Source organism: Corynebacterium sp. sy017, assembly GCF_017918135.1.
Taxonomy (GTDB): domain Bacteria; phylum Actinomycetota; class Actinomycetes; order Mycobacteriales; family Mycobacteriaceae; genus Corynebacterium.
This window is the reverse complement of the sequence record NZ_RZUE01000004.1, coordinates 91,755-116,215: the sequence shown is the minus strand read 5'-3', so window position 1 is coordinate 116,215 and position 24,461 is coordinate 91,755. Positions and strand designations below refer to the sequence as shown.

21 protein-coding genes and 6 tRNA genes are annotated in these 24,461 nt (G+C 47.5%); 21 read left to right on the top strand and 6 right to left on the bottom strand.

Annotated elements, in window-relative coordinates; translation table 11 throughout:
• The first annotated feature begins 72 nt into the window (after positions 1 to 72).
• The 17 genes from EML15_RS09100 (at position 73) to rplL (ending at position 14,735) form a co-directional block, all read left to right on the top strand.
• Positions 73 to 1,074, top strand: a complete 1,002-nt coding sequence (locus EML15_RS09100; RefSeq protein ID WP_144275344.1) for a polyprenyl synthetase family protein — start codon at positions 73 to 75, stop codon at positions 1,072 to 1,074.
• A gap of 105 nt (positions 1,075 to 1,179) precedes the next feature.
• Positions 1,180 to 1,264, top strand: a tRNA-Tyr gene (locus tag EML15_RS09095).
• Positions 1,265 to 1,366: 102 nt separating this feature from the next.
• On the top strand, positions 1,367 to 3,316 hold the full coding sequence (locus EML15_RS09090) for a fructose-specific PTS transporter subunit EIIC (protein WP_144275346.1): 1,950 nt from the start codon (positions 1,367 to 1,369) through the stop codon (positions 3,314 to 3,316).
• 141 nt (positions 3,317 to 3,457) lie between these two features.
• Positions 3,458 to 3,530, top strand: a tRNA-Thr gene (locus EML15_RS09085).
• Between the two features lie 32 nt (positions 3,531 to 3,562).
• Positions 3,563 to 3,634, top strand: a tRNA-Met gene (locus EML15_RS09080).
• A 27-nt stretch (positions 3,635 to 3,661) separates the two neighbouring features.
• Positions 3,662 to 3,737, top strand: a tRNA-Trp gene (locus tag EML15_RS09075).
• 143 nt (positions 3,738 to 3,880) lie between these two features.
• Positions 3,881 to 4,201: a preprotein translocase subunit SecE gene (gene secE, locus EML15_RS09070; RefSeq protein WP_144275348.1), complete on the top strand. Its 321-nt coding sequence runs from the start codon at positions 3,881 to 3,883 to the stop codon at positions 4,199 to 4,201.
• Positions 4,202 to 4,360: 159 nt separating this feature from the next.
• Positions 4,361 to 5,206, top strand: a complete 846-nt coding sequence (nusG, locus tag EML15_RS09065; protein ID WP_144275350.1) for a transcription termination/antitermination protein NusG — start codon at positions 4,361 to 4,363, stop codon at positions 5,204 to 5,206.
• 239 nt (positions 5,207 to 5,445) lie between these two features.
• Positions 5,446 to 5,880, top strand: coding sequence for a 50S ribosomal protein L11 (gene rplK / locus EML15_RS09060; RefSeq protein WP_144275560.1), 435 nt, complete (start codon positions 5,446 to 5,448; stop codon positions 5,878 to 5,880).
• A 137-nt stretch (positions 5,881 to 6,017) separates the two neighbouring features.
• Positions 6,018 to 6,725, top strand: a complete 708-nt coding sequence (gene rplA / locus EML15_RS09055) for a 50S ribosomal protein L1 (RefSeq protein WP_144275352.1) — start codon at positions 6,018 to 6,020, stop codon at positions 6,723 to 6,725.
• A 235-nt stretch (positions 6,726 to 6,960) separates the two neighbouring features.
• Positions 6,961 to 8,385 carry an aminobutyraldehyde dehydrogenase gene (locus tag EML15_RS09050; RefSeq protein ID WP_144275354.1) on the top strand — a complete coding sequence of 475 codons (1,425 nt, stop codon included), beginning with the start codon at positions 6,961 to 6,963 and terminating at the stop codon, positions 8,383 to 8,385.
• 44 nt (positions 8,386 to 8,429) lie between these two features.
• Positions 8,430 to 9,788 (top strand): NAD(P)/FAD-dependent oxidoreductase, encoded by a 1,359-nt coding sequence (locus EML15_RS09045; protein ID WP_144275356.1) that lies wholly within the window; start codon positions 8,430 to 8,432, stop codon positions 9,786 to 9,788.
• A gap of 28 nt (positions 9,789 to 9,816) precedes the next feature.
• Positions 9,817 to 10,635, top strand: coding sequence for a universal stress protein (locus EML15_RS09040; RefSeq protein WP_144275358.1), 819 nt, complete (start codon positions 9,817 to 9,819; stop codon positions 10,633 to 10,635).
• 2 nt (positions 10,636 to 10,637) lie between these two features.
• On the top strand, positions 10,638 to 12,203 hold the full coding sequence (locus tag EML15_RS09035) for an APC family permease (protein WP_144275360.1): 1,566 nt from the start codon (positions 10,638 to 10,640) through the stop codon (positions 12,201 to 12,203).
• Between the two features lie 9 nt (positions 12,204 to 12,212).
• The gene (locus EML15_RS09030) at positions 12,213 to 13,436 is read left to right on the top strand and encodes an amino acid permease (protein WP_144275362.1); all 1,224 of its coding nucleotides are present in this window, start codon (positions 12,213 to 12,215) and stop codon (positions 13,434 to 13,436) included.
• Positions 13,437 to 13,717: 281 nt separating this feature from the next.
• Complete coding sequence (rplJ, locus tag EML15_RS09025) at positions 13,718 to 14,233, top strand: 50S ribosomal protein L10 (protein ID WP_144275364.1); 516 nt, start codon at positions 13,718 to 13,720, stop codon at positions 14,231 to 14,233.
• 115 nt (positions 14,234 to 14,348) lie between these two features.
• Positions 14,349 to 14,735 carry a 50S ribosomal protein L7/L12 gene (rplL, locus tag EML15_RS09020; protein ID WP_144275366.1) on the top strand — a complete coding sequence of 129 codons (387 nt, stop codon included), beginning with the start codon at positions 14,349 to 14,351 and terminating at the stop codon, positions 14,733 to 14,735.
• A gap of 171 nt (positions 14,736 to 14,906) precedes the next feature.
• Here the strand turns inward: rplL and EML15_RS09015 are convergent.
• The 4 genes from EML15_RS09015 to gltX all read right to left on the bottom strand — a co-directional run bounded on the left by EML15_RS09015 (position 14,907) and on the right by gltX (position 17,799).
• Positions 14,907 to 14,982: transfer RNA gene (locus EML15_RS09015), tRNA-Glu, on the bottom strand.
• Positions 14,983 to 15,025: 43 nt separating this feature from the next.
• Positions 15,026 to 15,097 (bottom strand) — tRNA-Gln (locus EML15_RS09010).
• Between the two features lie 143 nt (positions 15,098 to 15,240).
• Entirely contained in the window at positions 15,241 to 16,254 is a 1,014-nt protein-coding gene (locus tag EML15_RS09005; protein WP_144275368.1) for a PHB depolymerase family esterase, read from the bottom strand.
• A gap of 66 nt (positions 16,255 to 16,320) precedes the next feature.
• Complete coding sequence (gltX, locus tag EML15_RS09000; protein ID WP_144275370.1) at positions 16,321 to 17,799, bottom strand: glutamate--tRNA ligase; 1,479 nt, start codon at positions 17,797 to 17,799, stop codon at positions 16,321 to 16,323.
• Between the two features lie 120 nt (positions 17,800 to 17,919).
• Between gltX and EML15_RS08995 the strand changes: the two genes are divergently transcribed.
• From EML15_RS08995 to EML15_RS08985, 3 genes are read left to right on the top strand one after another with little or no spacing between them, the layout of a single operon-like run.
• A complete protein-coding gene (locus EML15_RS08995; RefSeq protein WP_144275372.1) occupies positions 17,920 to 19,038 on the top strand; it encodes an isochorismate synthase in 1,119 nt (372 codons plus the stop codon).
• Between the two features lie 16 nt (positions 19,039 to 19,054).
• The gene (locus EML15_RS08990; protein ID WP_144275374.1) at positions 19,055 to 19,825 is read left to right on the top strand and encodes a hypothetical protein; all 771 of its coding nucleotides are present in this window, start codon (positions 19,055 to 19,057) and stop codon (positions 19,823 to 19,825) included.
• Positions 19,818 to 20,849 carry a PrsW family intramembrane metalloprotease gene (locus EML15_RS08985; protein WP_185967242.1) on the top strand — a complete coding sequence of 344 codons (1,032 nt, stop codon included), beginning with the start codon at positions 19,818 to 19,820 and terminating at the stop codon, positions 20,847 to 20,849. The genes EML15_RS08990 and EML15_RS08985 overlap by 8 nt, the downstream gene beginning before the upstream one ends.
• Positions 20,850 to 20,925: 76 nt before the next feature.
• Here EML15_RS08985 and EML15_RS08980 read toward each other — a convergent pair whose 3' ends face one another.
• Complete coding sequence (locus EML15_RS08980) at positions 20,926 to 21,441, bottom strand: hypothetical protein (RefSeq protein WP_144275378.1); 516 nt, start codon at positions 21,439 to 21,441, stop codon at positions 20,926 to 20,928.
• Positions 21,442 to 21,677: 236 nt separating this feature from the next.
• Between EML15_RS08980 and EML15_RS08975 the strand changes: the two genes are divergently transcribed.
• Positions 21,678 to 22,820, top strand: a complete 1,143-nt coding sequence (locus EML15_RS08975; RefSeq protein ID WP_144275380.1) for an ATP-binding protein — start codon at positions 21,678 to 21,680, stop codon at positions 22,818 to 22,820.
• A 9-nt stretch (positions 22,821 to 22,829) separates the two neighbouring features.
• On the opposite strand, the gene EML15_RS08970 is transcribed toward EML15_RS08975, so the two are convergent.
• Complete coding sequence (locus EML15_RS08970) at positions 22,830 to 23,939, bottom strand: glycerophosphodiester phosphodiesterase family protein (RefSeq protein WP_246858243.1); 1,110 nt, start codon at positions 23,937 to 23,939, stop codon at positions 22,830 to 22,832.
• Positions 23,940 to 24,461: the final 522 nt, after the last annotated feature.

Here is a 24,461-nt window from a genome sequence, read left to right as displayed (position 1 = left end):
GCTCATCGTGATGTTAAGTTAGGTAGTTGATAATAGTCATGTCGTTAAATATGAATGAGGGCTTGAATAAGCATGAGTAATGGCGCAGTCGGGGCAAGAGTTGATCTTGGTGATAGTGAACTCAATGCGCGCATTAATCAGGGGCTTGGTGAGGTAGAAGAACTACTCTACCGAGAGCTCAATAAAGGCGCAGATTTTATTACGGATAAGGTGTTGCACCTTGCTCAAGCAGGCGGGAAACGTTTTCGCCCGATGTTTGCTCTGCTCGCGTCCAACTATGGCACAAAACCATTGTGCGCGGATGTTATCAAAGCTGCTGCCGTGGTAGAGATGACTCATCTTGCCACGCTCTATCATGACGATGTTATGGATGAGGCTGATCGACGCCGTGGCGTCGAGAGTGCAAATGCTAGGTGGGATAATTCTGTTGCGATTCTTGCCGGGGATATTTTGCTTGCCCATGCCTCTCGTCTGATGGGGGAGCTGGGTATTCCTACTGTGCTGCATTTTGCTGAGACGTTTGGTGTTTTGGTTACCGGTCAAATGCGAGAAACTATCGGTGCTGGTGAGAGCAACTCTGTTGCGCATTATATGAAAGTCATTGAAGAGAAAACGGGTGTGCTTATCGCTTCGGCCGGGTATCTCGGCAGCCTTCACTCAGGTGCTTCTCAGGAGCATATCGACGCATTGCGTGGCTATGGTGCGGCAATTGGTATGGTTTTCCAGATTGTTGATGATTTTATCGATATTTTCTCTCATAGCGCTGAGTCGGGAAAAATACCTGGAACTGATTTGCGCGAAGGCGTGTTTACCTTGCCTGTGCTCTATGCTCTGGAAGAGGATTCCCCTATTGGCGAGCAATTGCGTGAGATTCTCACTGGTCCAATTCACGATGAGCGCACGGTTAGCCATGTGATTGATTTGCTCTCGCAGTCTTCTGGTAAGCAACGCGCGCTCGACGACGTTCATCACTATCTTGGTGTTGCTGAGCAACATCTGAAAAAACTTCCTGATAATGCCACGACCCAAGCATTGCGTTCTTTGGCGCAATTTACTGTTAGCCGAGTGGGGTGAAATAGGGGAGAAAACTAGCTGTTTTCATGCTGATTTGCATTTATGCTAGGGGTTCGTAGTACAGTATGTATCGCAGCGGAGCATAATTATTTATGCCATGTTGTTGCCAGGTTGCCCGAGCGGCCAAAGGGAGCGGACTGTAAATCCGTCGGCATTGCCTACAGAAGTTCGAATCTTCTACCTGGCACCAGAAGCGTGATGATGAAAATCATCACGCTTTTTGTTTAGCTCTGGTTTGCTCCTTGACCCTATTGCCCCTTGTCTGTCGGGTGAGGCTGCTAGAGTTTTAGCCATGACGGAAAAACCTTTGGTTCTTGCCATTACTGCTTGTCCGACGGGTATCGCACATACGTATATGGCAGCAGAAAAACTTGAGGCAGCAGCACAAGACGCTGGTGTCGAGTTGAAAATTGAGACGCATGGCTCTATTGGTGTTGAGGGAGCGTTTAGCTCGGCAGATATAGAACGAGCTGCAGCTGTGCTCATAGCCGCTGATGTTGTTATTGCTAAGGATCGGTTCATTGCTAAACCGATATTAACGGTGAGCGTCGATGAGGCAATTAAACGTCCACAGCAGTTACTTGAGCAGGCATTAGAAGCTCCAGTTTTGGCTGGCGTCGGGGGTGCTGGAGTTGGTGCGCAGGCTGATTCTGCTCATGCGGTAGCCGGCGCGGGTACTGCTGGTGGGATGTCGATTCGTGCAGTGGGGCATAATACCTATCAAGCGCTGATGAATGGTGTGTCGTATATGATCCCATTCGTTGTGACAGGCGGATTGTTACTGGCATTCGCGCTTTCTCTGGGTGGTGAACCGACGGCACAGGGATTGGTGGTGCCTGAGGGCTCTTTTTGGTCGACAATTGAGCAACTAGGGGTGTTGGCGTTTAGCCTTATGGTGCCAGTTCTCTCGGCGTATATTTCAGTTGGTATTGCTGATCGCCCTGGTCTTGCTCCTGGTTTTATTACGGGCATGGTGGCAGTGACAGGCTCGCTTTATGATTCCGAGGCGGGTACTGGGTTTATTGGCGGCATTATTGCTGGTGTGCTTTCTGGGTATGTGGCTCTGGGCATCCGAAAAATACCGGTCAATAAGTTTATTGCACCAATTATGCCCATTATCATTATTCCGATCTTCACCACGTTGATTGTGGGCTTATTGTTCATTTTTGTTATTGGGCATCCGGTGGCGGCACTCTTTGAGTCGCTTACTCAGGCACTGAAAACTCTCGACGGTGGCTCAGTGGTTATCCTTGGCGCTGTACTCGGTGCCATGATTGCTTTTGACATGGGTGGACCATTCAATAAAACTGCGTTTCTCTTTGGTGGGGGGCTCATTGCCGCTGGTAATCCACACCCTATGGGTATGGTTGCGGCAGCTATTTCTGTTCCGCCTTTGGCGCTAGGATTGGCAACCTTTATTCGTCGTCAGTGGTTTAATGAGTCGGAGCGTAATGCTGGAACTGCTGCGTTGCTCATGGGATTTTTCGGTCTGACCGAGGGGGCGATTCCTCTTGCTGCGGCTAGACCACTGCAAGCTATTCCTGCCAACGTGCTTGGTGGTGCCGTAGCAGGTGCGGTCGCTGGCGTGTTGGGCGTGGGCGATAATGTCATGCATGGGGGTCCTATTGTTGCCATGGTCGGCGCTGTGGATGGGGTAGTGCAATTTTTCCTTGCTCTCGCAGCAGGTGTTGCCACTACTGCGGCAGTTATGCTGGTTGGTATTGCTTTTAGCCGCGGTAAAGAGGATAAAGAAAACAAAGAGCAAGATGAGCGATTATTACGCGAACAAACAGTGCTCTTGGACTTAGAAGAATCTGATCGAGATGGTGTATTGCGTGCGCTTATCGACGCCAGCGCTGATCGTGTGCGCGATAAAAACCAGGTACTCAGTGCCGCGGTGGAGCGTGAAGCAAAGTTCAGCACTGCCGTTGGCGACGGTGTTGCAATTCCACACGCTAAGACAGCTGCGGTAACGCATCCAGTTCTCGCTGTGGCTCGCTTGCGTGAACCAATTGATTGGGTGGCTCCAGATGGGAAACCAGTCAATCTTGTCTTTTTCATTGCAGTGCCAGATAGTGCGGCTAAGCAGCACTTAAAAATTCTGGCAAAGTTGGCTGCTGCGCTCACGAAAACTGATTTCCGAGAACGTGTATTAGCAGCACAGAGTGCTGGTGATGTGGTTGCTTGCGTATCTGGGGTGACATCTGTTGAGCGTGCTGCACATACTTCTGAGAGTGTTTAAGCCGTAGGGTGTTGAGTGTTTCCCGAATGAAAATAAGTGTTATGCAGGCGATTTGTATTCTTGCTTTCATTCGGGGTAATCTTTTGGAGGTTTTCAAGGAAAGTCTTAGGCAGTTTTTGCTTGAGTCTGGTGTGAAACTTCGCCCCCTTAGCTCAGTCGGCAGAGCGTTTCCATGGTAAGGAAAAGGTCGACAGTTCGATTCTGTCAGGGGGCTCTGTTGTTTTAACAGGTCGTTCTAACAACTTTGGCGGTGTAGCTCAGTGGTAGAGCAAGCGACTCATAATCGCTGTGTCGCGAGTTCAATTCTCGCCATCGCTACGAGGAAATTTTTTTCTTCTGCACCATAGGGGCGTAGTTCAATTGGTAGAGCAACGGTCTCCAAAACCGTAGGTTGCAGGTTCGAGTCCTGTCGCCCCTGCCAGGTATTAATGCTGGTCATATCCTTGCTATATGGGAGATGGCCGGCATTTTGCATATGCAGGATTGGGCAGTATGTCGCTTTTTGCTATAGTTGTCATGTTGTCCTATTTTAGAAATCTCAATTATTAAGGGTTTAGGAGTGCCATGTCGGAAGAACAGCAAGTCAAAAGTGCTGCACGTCCAACAGGTAAGCGTCAGCTTGCGGGTGTAAGCACCACTTCCACTGCTGACATGGAAGCTAAACGCGTGAGCGTTAGCGGTAGTGCGGATTCAGAGAAGAAGAATAGCATTGCTCATTTCTTCCCTGAGGTAGGCAAAGAGATGCGCAAGGTCATTTGGCCTACTGGTCGCCAAATGGTCAATTACACTCTCATTACCTTTGGTTTTCTTATCGCTATGACCGTATTAGTCTCCGGTGTGGATTTCCTTGCCGGGCTTGGAGTTGAGAAGATATTTACCCCATAGCTATTATGGGTACATAGCGTTATTATCCCGTCGTATTTTCCTAGTTCATCTAGTGAAACGGCGGGATAATTCATTGGATCTAACCAGAACATAAGCGTGATATGCACATGGTAGTGTCGTATATGCCTAATGAATGAAAAATGAAAAAGGAGTAGCACAATGAGCGAGAATGAAGCACAAGGCAGTTTTGCCGCCGTCTTTAGTGAAGCTGCTAAAGAGACGCTAGAGCAAGAAAGCCAAGAAGAAGCCCAGCAATTTGAGCAAGAGGCATCGGAATTGGAAGTCGTCGAGCAGCCTGTTCAAGAAGCGGACGTAGAAATAGCTGAGGCTGAATCTGAAAGCGAAGAAACGCCTGATGCTCAGTATCGTGCTCGGTTGCGTAAATATATCCGCGACCTAAAGAAACTACCTGGTCAATGGTATATTATTCAGTGTTATTCCGGATATGAGAATAAAGTAAAAACCAATCTCGATATGCGTGCGCAGACTCTTGAGGTTGAGGAATCTATCTACGATGTTGTCGTGCCAGTGGAGCAAGCTGTAGAAATTCGCGACGGCAAGCGCAAGTTAGTAAAACGCAAGTTACTACCGGGTTATGTTTTGGTGCGTATGGATCTCGACGACAGAGTGCGTTCTGTGGTGCGAGACACTCCTGGTGTGACCAGTTTCGTTGGTAACGAGGGTACAGCTACTCCAGTTTCTCATCGTGACGTTGCAAAGTTCCTCATGCCACAAGAGAACGTGGAAGAAACCGAAGGCAAGGCAACTACCAATGCCGAAGGTGAGAAGATCGTGGCAATGCCTACGGAAAGCATGAAGCCACAGGTTGCTGTGGACTACCAGCCAGGTGAAGCGGTTACCATTTTGACTGGTGCTCTTGCAGGTGTTTCTGCGACGATCTCTGACATAGATCAAGAAAATGCCAAGATTCAAGCACTGGTGTCTATCTTCGGACGCGAAACTCCAGTGGAATTGACCTTTGACCAAGTGGAGAAAGTGAACTAATCGCCCTGGTTGCGTGCTTGCAGTTGTGTGGGCATTTGGGCAGCACATAGCGTTTTTGCTTAGTGCTTGTCTTTAGGGTAAGGTTTAACCTCGCGTGTTTTGCGCAGTTAAGCATATATTTTCCCGGTGGCTTAAGTCCTTGAGCATGGTTTTTGTGCAGAGGATGAGGCATCCGGACGGGTCATGTCTTGGAACCATCAATAATGGCATGGCCTGTTACCAAGGAAGTAGGTATAACGATGGCTCCAAAGAAGAAAAAAGTTACTGGTCTGATTAAACTCCAGATCGAAGCTGGTGCTGCTAACCCAGCTCCTCCAGTAGGTCCAGCGCTTGGTGCTCATGGTGTTAACATCATGGAGTTCTGTAAGGCATACAACGCTGCTACTGAAGGTCAGCGCGGCAATGTTGTGCCAGTGGAGATCACTGTTTATGAAGATCGTTCATTCGAGTTCAAGCTCAAGACTCCACCTGCAGCAAAAATGCTACTCAAAGCTGCTGGTATCCAAAAAGGTTCTGGTGTTCCTCACACCCAAAAAGTTGGTAAAGTAACCATCGCTCAGGTACGTGAGATCGCACAGACCAAACTTGAGGATCTCAACGCTAATGACCTTGAGAGCGCATCACGCATTATTGCAGGTACTGCACGCTCAATGGGTATTGACGTTGTTGAATAAGATTGATTAAGAATCAAAAATATCGTTGTTGCTTTGTGCTCTGAGGAGTTTCTGCCCACAGGGTACATGGCAACGAGAATTTGTGGCAGGATCAGCTTCGATCCGAACCACACTCCTAATGTTTTAAGGAATAACTAATGAGCAAAAAATCTAAGGCTTATAGAGCTGCAGCTGAGAAGATCGATAAGGATCGTCTCTACAGCCCACTTCAGGCTGCCGAATTGGCAAAAGAAACATCAACCAAGAACTATGACGCAACTATCGACGTTGCTATCCGTCTTGGTGTTGATCCACGTAAAGCTGACCAGTTGGTTCGCGGTACCGTATCTCTTCCAAATGGTACTGGTAAAACCGTTCGCGTTGCTGTATTCGCAGAAGGTGAAAAAGCAACTGAGGCTGAGGCAGCTGGCGCAGATATTGTTGGTACCTCAGAATTGATCGAGCAGATTAACGCAGGCACCATTGATTTTGACGTAGCTATTGCTACTCCAGATCAGATGGCTAAAGTTGGTCGTGTTGCTCGTGTTCTTGGTCCACGTGGTCTTATGCCTAACCCTAAGACCGGTACCGTTACCACCGACGTAGCAAAAGCTATTTCTGAGGTTAAGGGCGGTAAAATTGCTTTCCGCGTTGACAAGGCTTCTAACTTGCACGCAATCTTGGGTAAAGCATCTTTCGACGCCAAGGCTCTTGCTGAGAACTACGGCGCATTGATTGATGAGCTTAACCGCATTAAGCCTTCTTCCTCTAAGGGCGTATACATCAAGAAGGTAACCATTGCTTCTACCACTGGTCCTGGTGTTCCTGTGGATCCTAGCGTTCAGAAGAACTACACCCAAGCATAATATGCAGTAAATTTTAGCACTGTCATAATGCCCCGCTTTCCTGGTGAAAGCGGGGCATTTGCGTTACCGGCCTTTGCTTTTTTCGAGGGAAGTGTATCCAAAAAGGACAACATTTTATAAAAATATATACATTTTATCCATGCGTATAAGCATCTTGTAGCTCATTATCATTGTTTTTCATCGTGCTTGATAAGTCAGATCACCGAGCAAATGAGATTCATGAAAGGACTTACAGATGCACAGCAGGTATAAGAATTTTGTTGACAATCAATTTGTCACTGCTCATAGTACGCAGACATTGGAACTGGTCAGTCCCGTTAATGAGCAAGTCATTGGTGTGAGTCCTATCTCCAATGAAGAAGATGTCAATCTTGCGGTGGCAGCAGCGAAAACAGCCTGGCGCACATGGCGCAATAGCACCCCGTCGCAACGGCAAAAGTGTTTGCTGAAGTTAGCTGAGTTGTTAGAAGAAAATGCTCGTGATATTGCCGCAGTGCAAAGCAAAGAAACAGGTCAGATCATCAACTTTGTTGAAACAGAAGAATGCCTAGTAGGTGCTGATCAATTGCGTTTCTTTGCAGGTGCAGCCCGTATTCTTAGTGGCTTATCGACGGGGGAATACATGGAGGGGTTTAGCTCTAGTATTCGTCGAGAGCCAGTGGGAGTTATTGCGCAAGTGGCTCCGTGGAATTATCCACTGATGATGGCTTTGTGGAAAATTGCTCCTGCAGTTGCGGCCGGCAATACGGTAGTGTTTAAGCCTTCCGACACGACACCAGGATCTTCCTTAAAACTTGCAGAGCTTATTGCACAGTGCTTTCCACCAGGAGTGATCAACATAGTTCTTGGTGATGCTACAACTGGTACTTACCTAACTAAGCATCCAGATGTGGATATGGTATCCATTACTGGCTCTGTTTCTGCTGGACGTGCTGTTGGAAAAGTAGCAGGTGAAAATCTTAAGCGGTCGCATTTGGAATTGGGTGGAAAAGCCCCAGTTATTGTGTGCGCCGATGCTGATCTTGCTAAAGCAGCAGAAGGAATTGCTGCTGCAGGTCTTTTTAATGCGGGTCAGGATTGCACAGCGGCTACTCGTGTCCTTGTTGAAGAAGAAATTGCACAAAAGTTTATTGATGGTTTGGTTTCTGAGGTTGAGAAAATACGACCTGGTCAGCCAGAAGATGCAGAAGCTTTTTATGGATCGCTGAATAACAAGAAGCATTTTGACAAGGTAATGAAAGTGTTAGCTGAATTACCAGATCACGCTCACGTTTTAACAGGTGGTAAGCGTTGGGGTGAAGTTGGATATTATGTTGAGCCTACTGTTATCGCAGGTCTGAAGCAGAATGATTCCGAAATTCAAGAGGAAATTTTTGGCCCCATAATCACCGTGCAGACTTTTAGTAATTTCGACCACGCACTTGAACTTGCCAATGATGTGAAATATGGATTGGCTTCTTCGGTGTGGAGCAGTAATAACGAAAAAGTCCAGCGAGCAAGCCGAGAATTAGATTTTGGTTGTGTCTGGGCAAACGCACATATTCCATTGGTCGCCGAGATGCCACACGGTGGTTTTAAGGAATCTGGTTATGGCAAAGATCTATCCGTGTATGCCGTCGAAGAATATACGCGGATTAAGCACGTGATGATTGCACATTAATGCATGAAGTATAAGCCACAAAGCAGAAACAATGAGGAGATGAAATGCATAGTGATGTAGTAGTTATTGGCGCAGGACCTGCAGGTTTGAGTGCTGCCTATAGATTGCAGAAAGCTGGGCATACTGTTGTTGTTCTTGAAGCACGCGACCGAGTTGGTGGCAGAACTCGGTCAGATGTTATGAACGGGGCATGGTACGAAATTGGTGGTCAATGGGTGTCACCTGATCAGACCGAGTTGAAGGCATTACTAGCTGAACTTGATCTAGGAACATATCAGCGTTATCGCCAAGGTGACGGTCTTTATCTTGGTTTCGATGGCAAAGTACAGCGCTATTCAGGTGAGGTATTCCCTTGTGCCGAGAAAACTCAGCAAGAAATGTTGCGCATGATTTCTCATATCGACGACATAGTTGCGCAGATTGATCCAGAGAATCCGTGGGACTATCCGCAGGCAAGAGAACTCGATACTATCTCTTTTCATCATTGGTTAGAACAACTCAGTGATGATGCCGAAGCACGAGCAAACATTGGTCTATTTATTGCAGGTGGAATGCTTACAAAACCCGCTCATTCTTTTTCTGCACTGCAAGCATTGCATATGGCTGCGTCGGCAGGTAGTTTCTCTCATCTTGTCGACGAGGATTTTATTCTAGACGAGCGGGTGATTGGTGGAATGCAGTCAGTATCTATTCGCTTAGCTCAACGCATTGGTGAGGAAAACATTATCCTTAATTCTCCAGTGCGCACGATTGAATATGATCACTCGGGTGTCCACGTATATGCGGATGGTGATAAGGAAATAACAGCTCGGTATGCAATTCTTGCTATACCGCCAAATCTATATCACCGCATTTCTTATCGCCCTGAGATGCCGCGATTGCAGCACGTGATGCATCAACATCAGTCAATGGGGTTGGTTATTAAAGTCCATGCCACATATGAGCAGCCATTTTGGCGAGAAAAAGGGCTATCAGGTACGTGCTTTTCACCTAATCATCTTGTCCAAGAGATCTACGATAACACCAACTATGGAGATCAACGTGGTACCCTCGTAGGCTTCGTTTCTGATGAAAAGGCTGAGGCATTATTCCAGCTCACAGCGCAAGAGCGCAAAGAAAAAATCTTATCAGCTATGGCAGATTTCCTTGGTCCGGAAACCAAAGAACCATGTTCCTACTATGAGTCAGATTGGGGCGCAGAGGAATGGACAAGGGGAGCGTATGCCTGTTCGTATGATTTAGGCGGATTATCTCGGTGGGGACGGTTTAACACCCAGCCGGTCGGTGCAATTCATTTCGCTTGTTCAGATATAGCTGGCGTCGGGTATCAGCATGTAGATGGTGCTATCCGCATGGGGCATAAGGTTGCTCAAACTATCGACGAGTTACTTCAACAAACGTAATCCCACACGATGAAAGAGCGGGAGAAGAATGATGAAATTAGTCATCGGCTATCAGGCAACTCCGCAAGGTATTGATGCCCTCGCATTAGGGGTGGATTTAGCGCGAATCCTTAATGCGGAGTTAGAGATCATTATTGTACTGCGGCGTTCTGATAATTTCTCTTATGAATATCCACCCACAGGAACTAGCGAAGATATCTTACTTAATCAGGCTTTTTCTTGGTTACGTGGCGCCATCGAACAGATACCTCATGATGTGAAAGCTAGTGGAAAAGTATTTTCCGATACCAATACTGCTCAGGGGCTAGAACGAGCCGCTGGGCAATTAGGTGCTTCACTCATTGTGGTAGGTGGTTCTTCTGCGAGTCCCTTAAAACGACATAGGTTAGGAACAATTGCGCACGACTTATTATTTGGGGCGCATTTTCCTATCGCGCTAGCACCACGAGGTTATAGCTCTACACCGATACAACGTCTCAACTGTGCAGTAGGGCTACGGCCTGGAGCTGGCAGTCTTGTTGGCTTAGGAGTACGACTTTCTCGACGTGCAAATCTTCCGTTGAGATTCATTGCATTCCTTGGCAAAGAATCAGAGGGCAATTCAGATACTGCTCTTCATGCTCGGGAAAATGTGCAGAAATTATTAACAGAAGAACAGGAATCTTCCACAGGAAAAGACCTGGTTATCGTCGAAAAGCTAGAAAAAGCTACCTGGGAACAAGGCGACATCGTTTTCATTGGATCATCACGAGTAGCAGAAAAGAATTCTGTGTTTGCGGGTTCTTTTGCCATGCGACTACTGCGTGAATTGACGTTACCGCTGATTGTGGTGCCGAGGGGTGAGTAATCATGGAAAGTGGGCAACAGTCAAAGGGCTTACAAGCGGGCAGTGTGGGGTTAATCGGTGCCGTGGTGATCGGGCTAAGCTGTATTGCCCCAGCATATACGCTTTCTGGTGGGCTTGGTCCGACAGTTAGTGCCGTCGGAGAGCATATGCCAGCTATTTTTCTAGTGAGTTTTATCCCGATGCTTTTGGTCGCGTTAGGCTATAAGGAACTCAACGAGGATATGCCCGATTCTGGAACAACTTTTACGTGGGTGACCAGAGCTTTTGGTCCTGTCATGGGTTGGCTTGGCGGGTGGGGACTACTGGCAGCAACGATTCTCGTTTTATCTAATCTGGCTGGAATTGGCGTAGATTTTTTCTACCTACTTCTTGCGCAACTCTGTCACAAACCACAACTGGCGCAGTTGAGTGATAATACAGCAATCAATATCGCTACGTGTTTTGTATTCATGGCTCTAGCTACGTTGATCTCTTACCGAGGCGTGGATACCACAAAAACTGTGCAATTCATTTTGGTCAGTTTCCAGGTCGTAGCATTGGTACTCTTTGGTGCAATGGCGTTATGGCGAGTGCATAGGGGTGAGGCGTTTGATCCGACTCCTATCTCGTTGCAGTGGTTCAATCCTTTTGGAGTAAGTAGTTTCTCGGCTTTTGCTGCTGGAGTATCATTATCGGTTTTTATTTACTGGGGCTGGGATGTCGTGCTCACCCTTAGCGAAGAAACCAAAGGTACACACGCTACTCCAGGTAAAGCCGCAACTGTGACCATTGTGGTTATCGTCGTGCTCTACCAATTTGTTGCCATTTCTGCACTGAGCTTTTCTGGAACTTCGACGGGGGAATTTGGGCTAGGAAATGCAGATATACAAGAAAATATCTTTGCGGCTTTAGCCACTCCTGTGATGGGACCTGCGGCAATTCTCATTTCACTTACAGTTTTGGTGTCTTGTGCTGCGTCGCTGCAATCTACGATTATCGGTCCTGCACGAACCATGCTTGCCATGGGGTTTTATGGTGCGCTGCCAAAGAGATTTGCACATATTTCACCTCGCTATCAATCACCGGGCTTTGCGACGATTGCTGCAACAAGTATTTCTTTCCTTTTCTATGCAGTGATGCGCGTGGTGAGTGAAGCAGCTTTGTGGGACACAATTACCGCACTGGGCATGATGGTGTGTTTTTACTATGGCATTACTGCTTTTGCCTGTGTGTGGTACTTCCGAAATCATGCTTTTGATTCTCTCAAACACAGTGTCACTAGATTTTTCGCTCCGCTCATTGGCGGCACACTGTTATTGATTTTCTTTATCCAAACCTCTTACGACTCTATGGACCCAAGTTATGGGTCAGGCAGTCAGATCTTTGGCGTTAGTTTGGTCTTCATTTTGGGTATGACAGTGCTTGGTTCTGGTGTGATCGTCATGTTGATTACCAGGTGGAAATCGCCGGAGTTTTTTCGCAGTCAAACCTTGTGTAAAGCCACACCAGCTAGTCCTTTGACCAGAATCGACGCACACCAGCCCCTAGAGCCAGAGCACAGTAATAATTCTCAACTTCTCGATTTTTAAGGAACCCCTATGACAACACGCAACACTACACAAGAAACTCAAGCAGTATCCGAAGCACCAGCGCTAACGGTGGTGCAAGGTGTCTCGCTTATCTTTGGTACGAATATCGGCGCTGGTATTTTGAGTTTGCCTTATGCAGCTCGTCATGGTGGGTTTCTTGCATTGTGCTTGGCGCTCATCATTGCTGGAGTGCTCACCACGTTTTCTATGATGTATGTGGCGGAGGTGTCTGGGCGCACGAGGGAGCCATTGCAGCTATCGGGTTTGGCACAGAAATATCTAGGCAATTGGGGAAAATGGTTGGTTTTTGTTGCCATTATGATCAATAGTGTGGGTGCTCTTGTCGCTTATGCGGCTGGTTCCGGGACACTGTTGGCAAATTTGTTGCATATTCCGGAGTTGTTGGGAACGCTGTTGTTTTTTGCTCTGGGTAGTTTTGTGATGTGGAAAGGATTACACGCGACGGGGTTCTTAGAGGGTGTGATTACGTGTGGCATGGCTGCGATCATTATCATTTTGAGTGCGTGGACGCTGCTTGGTCCTGGTATTGATCTCAGTAATCTGCTTGTGTTTCATCCTTTTTATGTGGTGCCGATTATGAACTTGGCGGTTTTTACTTTCATGGCTCAGTATGTGGTTCCAGAGTTGGTTCGTGGTATGGATCCGGCACAGAAGAAAGCGATTCCGCAGTCAATAATTGCTGGTATGTCTATTACTGGTTTTACCTTGGCTTTGGTTCCTTTTGTGGCCTTGGGACTATTGGGCACTGATGTGAGTGAGGTGGTGACGCTTTCTTGGGGTGAGTCTTTGGGTTCTGCCGCATTTTACTTGGCGAATATCTTTGCGTTGTGTGCCATGTTCACCTCGTTTATTGCTATTGGTTATACTGCGATGCGCAATGTGTTGGATACGTTCCATTGGCATCATAGTGGGCTGCAGCGTGTGTATGCGTTGGTGGTGACCGTCGTTCCGCCATTGGTGATTTCTCTTGCTGGTTTGGGTGGCTTTGCCGACGCACTGGGATACGCTGGTGGTTTCTCGGGTTTGATTATGTCTGTTGTTCCTGTGTTGCTCTTGCACGCGGCTCGACGTACTGGAGAAGTTGAACCATTGTGGCAGGTGAGTTGGCAGGGGCATAGGAGTGTTCAAGTGGTGCTGATTGTGGTGTATGTTGCTGCTTTTGGGTATTCGCTAGCGTCACTATTCCATATTTTGCCTAGTGGTTGGGCGTAGTTTTGTATTCTGCATAGTCCTATGCTAAGTTTCCTAGAGAAGTTTGATTAAAGTGCTTTTCTTAAAAAGCCTGTACTCAAGTTTCACCGAAGACCGTCGGTTAGCTTTTTAGCTCGAAGGTATCCAAGAAATTGGATCAGCCCACGCAGGAGTCACTTAGAGTTCACCTCCTTTCGGAGATGTGTGCCCTGTGCTCTTGCACGGGGTTTTTGTTATGTATAAGCATTGCAGAAGCCTCGGCGGATCAATATCCGAACGTACATGAGGAAGGAGGCGAAGTAATGGCAAATCCGAAGAACGAATCATCTTTGGCTGAGCTTAAGCAGCGTTTCGCAGAGACTAATGCTTTTCTGCTCACCGAATACCGTGGTTTGACTGTAGCTCAGACTACTGAGTTGCGTCGTGCTCTCGGTGCTGATGTCCAGTACTCCGTCGCCAAGAACACTCTTCTTAAGCTGGCTGCAAAAGATGCTGGCGTAGAAGGTCTTGATGAGCTCCTTACCGGTCCTACTGCTGTTGCTTTCGTTAAGGGCGAGGCTGTAGATGCCGCTAAAGCAATGAAGAAGTTCGCTTCTGAAAACAAGGCTTTCGTTATTAAGGGTGGCTACATGGACGGCAATGCGCTGACCACCGCTCAGGTTGAGGCGATTGCTGAACTAGACAACCGCGAGACTACTCTTGCGAAGTTGGCTGGTGCCATGAAGGGCAACTTGGCAAAGGCTGCAGGCCTATTCAACGCTCCTGCTTCTCAGGTTGCACGCCTTGCGGCTGCACTTCAAGAGAAGAAAGAAGCATAAGATTCTTTTTCTTCCTTTGGCTATGCCAAGGGCTTAAAAGGAAACTTAAAAATTAAAAATATTTTCTGAATTGAGCCGCAACGAGGTTCAATTTATAACCGAAAGGAAAACCATTATGGCTAAGCTCACTAAAGACGAGCTCATCGAGGCTTTCAAGGAAATGACCCTTATCGAACTTTCTGAGTTCGTTAAAGAGTTCGAAGAGGTATTCGAGGTTACCGCTGCTGCTCCAGTTGCTGTTGCTGCTGCAGGCGCTGCTGGTGGCGAAGCTGCTGCTGCAGAAGAGAAGGACGAGTTCGACGTTGTTCTTGAGGATGCAGGTGCAAAGAAGATTGGCGTAATTAAGGCTGTTCGTGAGATCGTTTCTGGTCTTGGTCTTAAAGAAGCTAAGGAACTCGTTGAGGGTGCTCCTAAGGCTATCCTCGAGGGTGCATCTAAGGATGACGCTGAGGCTGCTAAGGCTAAGCTCGAAGAAGCTGGTGCAAAGGTTACCCTTAAGTAATTCTTGCCGTACGGCTTTTTATCTCATCACTCCCGTTTCCCGCGTTATGCGGGGCGGGAGTTTTGCTTTAACCTACTCAAGGATTTCATGAGGGATTCTGGGTGCATAACTTTGGTAGTTCCGGCCAAAGCACTAGAAGAAAAGAAAAACCGCTCATTCCTGAGCGGTTTTTGGTACCCCGTACGGGATTCGAACCCGTGTTACCGGCGTGAGAGGCCGGCGTCCTAGGCCTCTAGACGAACGGGGCATAGGACGCAATGCAGTGCATAATCTTATGCAATGAATCGCTGCTGGCCTACCAGGACTCGAACCTAGAATGACGGTACCAGAAACCGTAGTGTTGCCAATTACACCATAGGCCAAAAAAGCTTTGCAGCACATAACTACAGAACACTGTTAACACAGTATGCGCGCTAAGCAACGGGAATAACTATAACCCTAACCAACTCTAATAACCAAATCGCAAGTATAACCACTTGTTCAGTGCAGTTTTAGCTGAGCGTCGTTAAGCTCGTTTAGCTAAGCGCTGCTTACTGAGGAACTCCCAAATGTACTCTGTTTCTCCGGCGTATTGCGGCCATTCGTGCTTCCCGCCAATGATTTTGAGTAGAGCAGTGTCATGTTGGCAGCCGTCGTACGTGAACGCTATATCTCGCTCGTTGAGTTTTTCTTGCCAAAACTCATCCATGCGGCACTTATTGCGTTCGGCATACATATCAGCAATCTCCTCGACCGAGAAGTAATCGTCGCCGTGACGTCTGCCGCCATTGTAATGAATGACGTCATCGTCTGTGCCATGCACTGCTAACGCTGGTATGCCTTCAGGGGTGCAATCGGCAGGATTGTACTGATAATATGCGGCAGAGACGGTGGCTATTGCGGCAAAAGTTTGCGTATCGCGGCAACCAAGCTGTGCCACTAAGCCACCACCATTAGACAAGCCAGCTGCATAAATGCGCTCATTATCTACGTTATATTCGCCAGCTAATTGACTCAGAATTTGGTGTAGAAAAGAAATATCCTCATCGACTGTGGTGACAGAATAAGGCGCACTTGCCCACGACTCATCAATTCCAAGGGGCAGAACAATCAAGGCCTCTTGTCCGGCATTTCCCTTAAAAATATCGCCCTCGACGAAAGTCTTTGGGGTTGACTTCCAGCCATGAAGGACAAAAAATACTGGGGTTTTCTTAGGGGAGTGCAGATCATAATGGGTAGGGACTGATACGTAGTATTGTCGCTCGGTACCAGCTGCTGTCACTAAAGATAACTGCCGCATTTCCCCTGGTAGAACTGAAGGGTTAGGCGGGAACTTCCGAGCCTGTGTCGTGGCGTTGCCATTATCGTGTTCCTGAGAACTCTGCGCAGTAGTTGATGCCGAGCGAGACGCGCTAATCGTCTCAAAGAGAATCAAAGACACTGAAGCGCTAAGAATACCTATGAACAGTGCATAGAGACGATAACGGCGTGGCTTAGTCCGACGATACGGGCTAGGGTGCCTACGCCTACGCTTGTGCAACGTGGCCTTGGACGTTTTAATGACCTACTCCTTTTAATCCGATTTTTAATCCGATTCTCTCAAAGGCTATTCAGCGCTAAAAGGAGTCTGTGCCAAAGCAGCTTTGAGGCGAGCCAGTGTTGATTCACGCCCCAACAATTCCATCGACTCGAATAGTGGTGGGGAAATAGCTTGCCCAGAAATACCCACGCGCAGTGCGCCATAGGCAAGACGTGGTTTGAGCTCAAGATCATGAATAAGCGCTTGCGATAATGCAGCTTCAATCGACGCAGTATCCCAGGTTTCGAGTTTTTCCAGGGTCGCAATTCCTACTTCTAGCGGCTGGATAGCACTCTCTTTGAGATTTTTCCGTGCTGATTTTTCGTCGAGAGTAAGCTCGTCGTCCTCAGTGACTAAGAATGCAAGCAGATCCCATGCCTCGGACAAAGTTTTAATGCGAGTTTGGACCAATTCGGCAGCAAAAGCAAACTTATCTTCTGGATAATCTGCAGGGAACTCAGTGTACTGCGTTAAATACTCGCGCAACCGGGTGCAGAACTCTTGGGGGTCGAGCAGACGGATATGATCTGCGTTAATCGCCTCTAGTTTCTTTTGGTCAAAGCGCGCTGGATTAGCAAGAACATTGACCACATCGAAATGGGAAACAAGCTCGGCAACAGAGAAAATATCCTTTTCAGACGATAATGACCAGCCCAATAAAGCGAGGTAGTTAAGCATTCCTTCTGGAATGATTCCCTTGTCGCGGTGGTGGAAGAGATTGGACTGTGGGTCACGCTTGGATAATTTTTTATTTCCCTCGCCCATCACGAAAGGCAAGTGCCCGAACTCGGGAGTGTGCTTAGCTACTCCAATAGCTTTAAGAGCCTCATAGAGTGCTAATTGACGTGGGGTAGAAGGCAGCAGATCCTCACCGCGTAGCACATGGGTAATGCCCATGAGTGCGTCGTCGACTGGATTGACCAAGGTGTACAGAGGTGCGCCGTTAGAACGCGCGACGACGAAATCTGGTTGGGTGCTTGCCTTAAACTCAATGTCGCCTCGAACAAGGTCTGTCCACTTCCAGTCATGGTCAGGCATACGCAAACGCCATACCGGGGTGCGCCCTTGCGCCTCAAAAGCTGCAATTTGCTCTGGGCTAAGGTCACGGTCATAGTTGTCATACCCAAGTTTAGGGTCGCGTCCTGCGGCTTTGTGGCGTTCTTCTACTTCTTGTGCGGTGGAGTAAGCAGGGTAAACATATCCGCCTGCTTTGAGTTTTTCTAATACATCCGCATAAATATCCATGCGTTGGCTTTGGCGGTAAGGCTCATGTGGTCCGCCTTTGACAACACCCTCATCCCAATCCATACCGAGCCATACGAGTGAGTCAATAATTGCTTGATAGGATTCTTCCGAGTCGCGTGCTGCGTCGGTATCTTCAATGCGGAAAATGAGTTTTCCGCCAGTGTGGCGGGCGTATGCCCAGTTGAACAGGGCAGTGCGAACCATACCGACGTGTGGGGTTCCGGTTGGGGAAGGGCAAAAACGAACTCGTACTTCAGACATAGGTTCTATGGTAAACCACTCCTTGCTTTTGGGTGCGATTACTCTCCCTAATTGCTCCTAGGTTCATCAACTGTTAGAATTTCTAAGGTTTAGCGTTGTTTATTGATAAATTGGAATCCTATGTCTCATTATCGTCCTGATTCGGCTCCTGACTTTCTCCTGTCACGTGCGCATGGATCAGTTCGTACTCAAGGCGCTAAAGAAACTTTCGACGACCTCGACGCTGCTATTAAGAAACTTCATGATAATCCAGAAGAGATGGTCGTCGGCGCGCTGCCTTTTCGCAGAGATCATAAACCAGCACTGACTGTTCCCCAATCCATTATTCGGGAACCAGGGGCATTAGAGCCACACTCATATTATCGTGTGGGGGCGGGAGCGCAGCTCAATGCGTCTTTGCTGTCTCTTGATCCTTCTCTGGAGGAGCATACGGACAGGATTGCGGCTGCAATTGGTACCATTGAAGATTCCCAACTGAAAAAGGTGGTTCTTGCCCGCTCGGTAGAAATTGGTTTTGATCCTGCGGTTGATCCGCGTTTGATTGCTGCGAAACTTATTGATCTTTCTGCTGCTAGAGATGGTTTTATTGCTGACCTTAGCCCTGCTGGAGAAGATTTTGTGGGAGCAATGCTCGTGGGTTCTTCCCCAGAGGTATTGGTTCGCAAGCAAGGTGCCACGATTAGGAGTTTTCCGCTTGCCGGTTCCGCTGCCCGGCATAGCGATCCGCATCTTGACCAGGCTCAAGCTGAGTTATTGCTTAACAGTAGCAAAGATAATGATGAGCATGCTTTTGTGGTGGATCATCTCGAACGCCTGTTGCGACCATTGTGTTCCACTCTCGAGATTCCGGCACAACCGCAGTTGATTCGGACAAATGAGGTGTGGCATTTGGCAACCCCGATCGTCGGCAAGCTCAAAAATGAACACACAACTGCACTCGAATTAGCTGCATGGTTACACCCGACGCCTGCTATTTGCGGTACGCCTACCGACGCCGCGGAGGAGGTTATCGCTCTTGCAGAAGGCGATCGACGCTTCTATGCTGGCGCTGTTGGATGGGCAGATGGGCAAGGTAATGGCGAGTATATGGTGGCGATTCGCTGTGCTGAGGTATCGGCTTGTGGGACGAAAGCGCGAGCCTGGGCAGGCGGTGGAATCGTAGCGCAATCCCGCCCTGAAGATGAAGTTGCCGAGACTTCTGCAAAATTAAAAACAATCATGACTGCATTGGGGCTCTAAGGTGTAGAGTAGGCTCATGCCTTCATATCGTTTTCACCCTGAAATTAAATTAAAGCATTGGCTGATAGTTCTTGGCGCTGTAGTCGTTGCTTTTGCGCTGCCAGCAGTGATTAATCCTTTTGTTCCTGCGATTGCAGGGAAAAACGAAGCGGTGATGTACCGGGATAGCCTAAGCGGTTGGGAATTTCCCATTGAGGACAGGAACGGAAAGGCTTTAGAATGCACCGCTACGTTAAGTTTGAGCATAGGTAAGCAATATGATTGCCCTGGTGCGTATATTACGCTTACGGCTTTGGGTGATGTAGAAGATGCAGAGCGTAGTCTGGTGAGGATGTTACGGGCGGAGGGGGTGCCCACTGATAGTGTGAGGGAAAACATTGTGAATAGTGGGGATATTTATTTCACGATTCCGACTCGCAAAGTTATTGGTTTGCTCCTGGAAAATCAAGATAAATATGAGGGAAATGCTGTTTTTGCTGTGATAAAGGCCAAAGGGAAAGCAAATAAAAAGGCAGTTCAGGCTTTGTTTTCAGTCTATGATAGTTTCCTTAAAGAGGCAGGCGAATCAATACCTGTCGCAACAGAGCTTGATGAGGAGTTGCTCATTACTTCTTTAGCGGGCGCATATCGTGAGTGTGGCTGTGGGGCACAATTAGAAGACACACAATACCCGCAAGAATTAGAAGAATTAACAGATCAACAGCGAAACTTTGAGGAAGAACTCCGCCATCTCGACGAGGTCCTAGGGTATCGCGATGAGCAGGAACAGGAGTATGAAAGTGTCTAATCCTATTAACTCTCCTAGTAATCCTCCTATTGCCCCGCATATGACCTATTCTGATTTTTCGCTTTATTCTGCAGCACCTGCTGTTTTTAGGACACAGCGAAAAAGCGTAGCTACACAAGTGATCATGTGGACTTTCATTGTCATAGGAGTGCTTGTGTGTATTCCTGCCGTGGGCTTTAGTTTCATTCCTGTGCCAAGCACTTTTTTGCTCAGTATGTTATTTGCCGTGGTACTTTTTGCTGCCATTTTTTGCATTCTGAGATTCTCTAGGCTGTGGCCGAAAGGGAAAGGGCGGGGTTGGCTTTTTGCGGCACTACTATGGGGTGGGGCGTTTAGCACGGTAGTCCCACTTTTTATTGCTCAACCGATTATAGATTTGTGCGCAAAGACGAGGTTATTTGCGTTAGCTGCTTCTTTTGGCGGCGCGTATCCTGAGGAGATTCTTAAAGGTATGGGCGTGCTTTTCATATTATGGCTATTCCGATACCTTGATAGACCTTGGCATGGTTTTGTGGTAGGCGCACTTGTCGGTTTGGGTTTTGAGGTGGTCGAGAACATTCTCTATGGAGCTCAGGGAGCTTTATTTGATCCCAATAGTGATATTGTAGGAGTGACTCAATCCTGGTTTACTCGAACTATTTTTGGCTTCGGCTTGCATCCTATTTTTACTGGTTGTACTGGTTATGGACTAGGACACGCTCTTTTGCGTGCAGGATGGTCAAAGAAGAAACGAATACTAATCGCCACGTCGTGGTTTATGCTTGGCTTTGGGCTGCACTTTGCGTGGAATATCGCTTTGGATAGTGAAGTCATGATGATTGTGGTACATATTGTGCTTTTAGTTCTTGCCTATGCAATTTTCCTTTATTGCTATATTCGTAGCCATCTGGCAGCAAAGAACGCCCCAGGGGTAATCCACACGGCTGTGCCATTACGTGCTGCAGATCAACTACTATCTGCACCTCCAACCCCTCATGGAGTACCCATGGTATCTGTGTATAATCATCAACCTGAGCAGGTGTGATAGCAGACTGGAGGATTGCACTCATGCGTGGTCTGCTGTGCTTGATCCTGGGGATAAGCTAATGATAATTAGTGATTCAGCTTTGGTCGACATCTGGGTTGTGGTAGCCGCGGCTTTTGGCAGTAGCAATCCAGGTATGTTCATCATAAAAATGGCATATCAGTTCGCGCAGTGTGTGCTGCGCATCAAGGCAAGCCCTGGAACCTAAAACCTGGATTTGATATTGCATTTCATACAAAAATACTTCTAAATCTGGAGTTAACTCCGCATGATTTCTGGCTTTATCGAATAACGCATCCACTTCTTTGCTCCCCAAGGGTTTAGCTAATTCTTTCTTCTCCAATTCTTTTGATAATGCCACTGAGGAGGAGTGCGTCTGCTGTTTTTGGTATATTCGCTGAGTCATGCTGGTGAGATGAAAATCTTTACAAGCATGGCATTTGTATATCCGAACTGGCATTTTTCTTCTGCCAGCTACAGTAGGCGACACAGCTTTAATCCGCGACATAATCGTCATGGCAGAAATCCAATTCGCATACCGACGCTTACCAGTAGCTTCACATATCCCATGTGTTTTGCTGAGACTAGACACCTGTTTATTTCCTTTGCGCTGTACTTTTATTCCTACTTTGTTTGTAGCGAGCAGTATAAAAGATAGTGGCGACATGGAAGATTATAGATGGTTTAAGCATTCTAGCTGTGGTTTTTCATCTTATGGGTGCGGAACACGATTATCCCCCTTTGTTCATAAAGTTCATAAAATAAACAAATTACATAAACTACATAAATTAAATAGCGATACACAAGTACTTTGATTACACTGAGTGCATGGAGAGAATGCGTAATCCGTTTAGAGCTACTTTTGGTACCACACCACCATTATTGGTAGGACGTGATGTCCTTATTAAGGATTTCGGTTTTGCTCTCGATAATGGTCCTGGCACTCATGAACGTACCTCATTAATTATTGGTGCGCGCGGAATCGGAAAGACAGTGCTCCTCAATGCATTTGAGGACTGCGCTGAGCAACGTGGTTGGCGCATTATTGATGAGACTGCAACACCAGGTTTTGTAGATCGCATTCGGGATCGAATCATCAAAATTTTGGCTTCTGATAAGAAGACACTTACTGGCTTAAATCTTACGATTTTTAATCTAGGTTTGGGGCTTAATTGGGAAACACGTGCATTGCACGAAACTACATATACCTTGCGAGATGCTATAGAAGATTTGTTGGTATATCAGCACAGTATTGATAAGAAAATGAAACAAGAACCCACCGGATTGCTGATTACTCTCGACGAAATACATCATCTACGCAGGGATGAGGTATTTGACTTTAGTGCAACTATTCAGCATATTATGCGTAGAGAAGGCGAAATTGCAGTAGCAATGGCTGGGATACCCTCTGCAATCAGACCATTGTTGGCTAGTGATAATGATGCAAACCCAGTTACGTTTTTGCGCAGAGCCAATCGCATTGTTTTGGAAAAAGTTTCCGATGCGGAAGTTCGTGTTGCGTTAAATGATCCTGTAAAAGAATTGGGAGTGGAATGGGATCAAACCGCACTTAAATATGCGGTGAAAGCGTGCGCAGGATATCCATTCATGATTCAACTTGTTGGACAAGCGGCGTTTCATATGCGGGAAAACCAGAGCATATCGGTGGAAGCTGCTGAGCAAAGTATCCAGAGGGCGCGTCGTAAGTTGGGGCAACTTGTGCACGAGCCAGCGTTATCGGATCTTTCGTATACTGACCGTGCTTTTTTAGCGTGCATGGCACAAGATGATGGTCCATCACAGCTCACAGATATTGCGCAGAGGTTAGGGAAAACTGCTCAGTACATCAGTAACTACCGTCGTCGCCTGATCAATGCTGAGATGATAACGCCAACCGCAAATAAAGGAGAGATCGACTTTAGCTTGCCTTATTTACGAGATTATCTTCGTGAATATGCTGTCGATCTCTGAGTATAAAACCTACTTATACTCCACGCCTTTTTCGTCCAGAATCTTCTTGAGCTTGGATGGATAATCAGTGATAATGCCGTCGACACCAGCGTCGATCTGCTCTCGCATTGTTGCTTCATCATTGATTGTCCATGGGATTACTCGCAAGCCAGCCTCGTGCGCTTTGCGCATAAACTCTGGTGTCGCCACAGGGTGATAGTCTTTATCGCCGGCGGCTGCGTCATAAGGAACCGCAAAACCAGGGGACAGGATCTGTACGTCGAGCTGCTTGGCGGCTGCAATGACATCGCCTTTTACAGCGTCATAATCTACGGAACCGGTCCATGCGGAACCAGACTTCCAGGTGGTTTCGTCCCAGAGTAGTGCCAATGGAATCTCAGGGGCTTGTTCACGGAAGAGCGGGAAAATGCTCCAGTCGAAGGACTGAATTGTGGTGCGATCTGCCATACCAGACGCATTGATCGCGCCCAGCATTGCGCTAACAATTTCTGGGTTTGGTTTGTTGGTGCCTGGTTTTTCCACGGCTACCTTTGCCTCGACATTAAAATACGCGTCGGTACCAGCATAGATGTCATAGAGTTCACTGAGCTGAATGAGCTTTGTACCCTGTTCATGTTTTGCTTCTGGGAACTTCTCGAGTGCTTTGTTGCAGTCGAGGGTTTGCAATTGTGCCCAAGACAAATCTTTAATGAGCTTTCCGACGTATGGGAACTCGGGGTCTTGCGGGGTGGCAGGTGCGGTATCTGCGCATTTTTCTGCCTGAATGTCCTCATCGTGCCATACCACTGGTACTCCGTCTTCGGAGACAAGAATGTCAAGCTCAATGGTGGTAACGCCGACATTCTTGACATTCTCAAAAGAGGTGCGTGAGTTTTCGGTCCATTCGCCTCGACCACCACGGTGTGCTTGCAAATCGAAAGTGGTAGGTAGCTTGGCGCTTGCAGCTGCGTTGCTATTGGCTGCCAGTGGTGTAGGAGCTTGGGACGTGTTCGCTGCGTTTGCTGCGGCGCTGGTTTTTTCGGCGGTGCTGTCGCTTTCACTATTGCTGCAACCGCTGAGCATAAGTGCGCTGACTAGGGTTGCTGCGAGCATAGCCCGTGCTGGCAGATATTTTTTCATAGTAAGTGTTATCTTTCGAGTTAAGAATTGAAGGAAACAAAACCAAAACACTAAAAAGATACCGACTGTTTTCTTTATGCGCTCGACGGAATCCAGGTTTTCATCTTTGGTTAATGTTCTGTTTGATAAGTGGTTACACCAGCATGGGGTATAGGTTTGGAAAGGGGACGTAGATTACTGGGTGTTTCAGGGAGAAGTCCTATTTATGGTGGAAAATTATGTTGTTTGGGTTATGATGAGGGGGCTTTTAGGTTTTTCTCAGCTTTGTGTTTCGTGGCTGAGGGAGATTGAGAAGCGTTTTTGTTCTTTTTCCTAGGAAGAAATTGAGGAAATAATGTTGTTGAATCGTTTTGCTAAGCGTGCTGCGGCGGTTGTTGCCGTAAGTATGCTTGGTTCGGGTTTTCTAGCCCCCCCCCTCGGTATTAGCCGCTGGCAGCGGTACTGGTACTTATAGCGGTGGCGGCGACAGCTCCGAGGGTTACGGTGCTGATAATGTTCGTGGTTCGTGGGGTGGTGCGAACT

What these genes read in the sequence shown, in the direction of transcription:
- EML15_RS09100 (WP_144275344.1), top strand. Translation starts at nt 73, where the DNA reads ATGAGTAATGGCGCAGTCGGGGCAAGAGTTGATCTTGGTGATAGTGAA.
- EML15_RS09090 (WP_144275346.1), top strand. Translation starts at nt 1,367, where the DNA reads ATGACGGAAAAACCTTTGGTTCTTGCCATTACTGCTTGTCCGACGGGT.
- secE (WP_144275348.1), top strand. Translation starts at nt 3,881, where the DNA reads ATGTCGGAAGAACAGCAAGTCAAAAGTGCTGCACGTCCAACAGGTAAG.
- nusG (WP_144275350.1), top strand. Translation starts at nt 4,361, where the DNA reads ATGAGCGAGAATGAAGCACAAGGCAGTTTTGCCGCCGTCTTTAGTGAA.
- rplK (WP_144275560.1), top strand. Translation starts at nt 5,446, where the DNA reads ATGGCTCCAAAGAAGAAAAAAGTTACTGGTCTGATTAAACTCCAGATC.
- rplA (WP_144275352.1), top strand. Translation starts at nt 6,018, where the DNA reads ATGAGCAAAAAATCTAAGGCTTATAGAGCTGCAGCTGAGAAGATCGAT.
- EML15_RS09050 (WP_144275354.1), top strand. Translation starts at nt 6,961, where the DNA reads ATGCACAGCAGGTATAAGAATTTTGTTGACAATCAATTTGTCACTGCT.
- EML15_RS09045 (WP_144275356.1), top strand. Translation starts at nt 8,430, where the DNA reads ATGCATAGTGATGTAGTAGTTATTGGCGCAGGACCTGCAGGTTTGAGT.
- EML15_RS09040 (WP_144275358.1), top strand. Translation starts at nt 9,817, where the DNA reads ATGATGAAATTAGTCATCGGCTATCAGGCAACTCCGCAAGGTATTGAT.
- EML15_RS09035 (WP_144275360.1), top strand. Translation starts at nt 10,638, where the DNA reads ATGGAAAGTGGGCAACAGTCAAAGGGCTTACAAGCGGGCAGTGTGGGG.
- EML15_RS09030 (WP_144275362.1), top strand. Translation starts at nt 12,213, where the DNA reads ATGACAACACGCAACACTACACAAGAAACTCAAGCAGTATCCGAAGCA.
- rplJ (WP_144275364.1), top strand. Translation starts at nt 13,718, where the DNA reads ATGGCAAATCCGAAGAACGAATCATCTTTGGCTGAGCTTAAGCAGCGT.
- rplL (WP_144275366.1), top strand. Translation starts at nt 14,349, where the DNA reads ATGGCTAAGCTCACTAAAGACGAGCTCATCGAGGCTTTCAAGGAAATG.
- gltX (WP_144275370.1), bottom strand. Translation starts at nt 17,799, where the DNA reads ATGTCTGAAGTACGAGTTCGTTTTTGCCCTTCCCCAACCGGAACCCCA.
- EML15_RS08995 (WP_144275372.1), top strand. Translation starts at nt 17,920, where the DNA reads ATGTCTCATTATCGTCCTGATTCGGCTCCTGACTTTCTCCTGTCACGT.
- EML15_RS08990 (WP_144275374.1), top strand. Translation starts at nt 19,055, where the DNA reads ATGCCTTCATATCGTTTTCACCCTGAAATTAAATTAAAGCATTGGCTG.
- EML15_RS08975 (WP_144275380.1), top strand. Translation starts at nt 21,678, where the DNA reads ATGGAGAGAATGCGTAATCCGTTTAGAGCTACTTTTGGTACCACACCA.
- EML15_RS08970 (WP_246858243.1), bottom strand. Translation starts at nt 23,939, where the DNA reads ATGAAAAAATATCTGCCAGCACGGGCTATGCTCGCAGCAACCCTAGTC.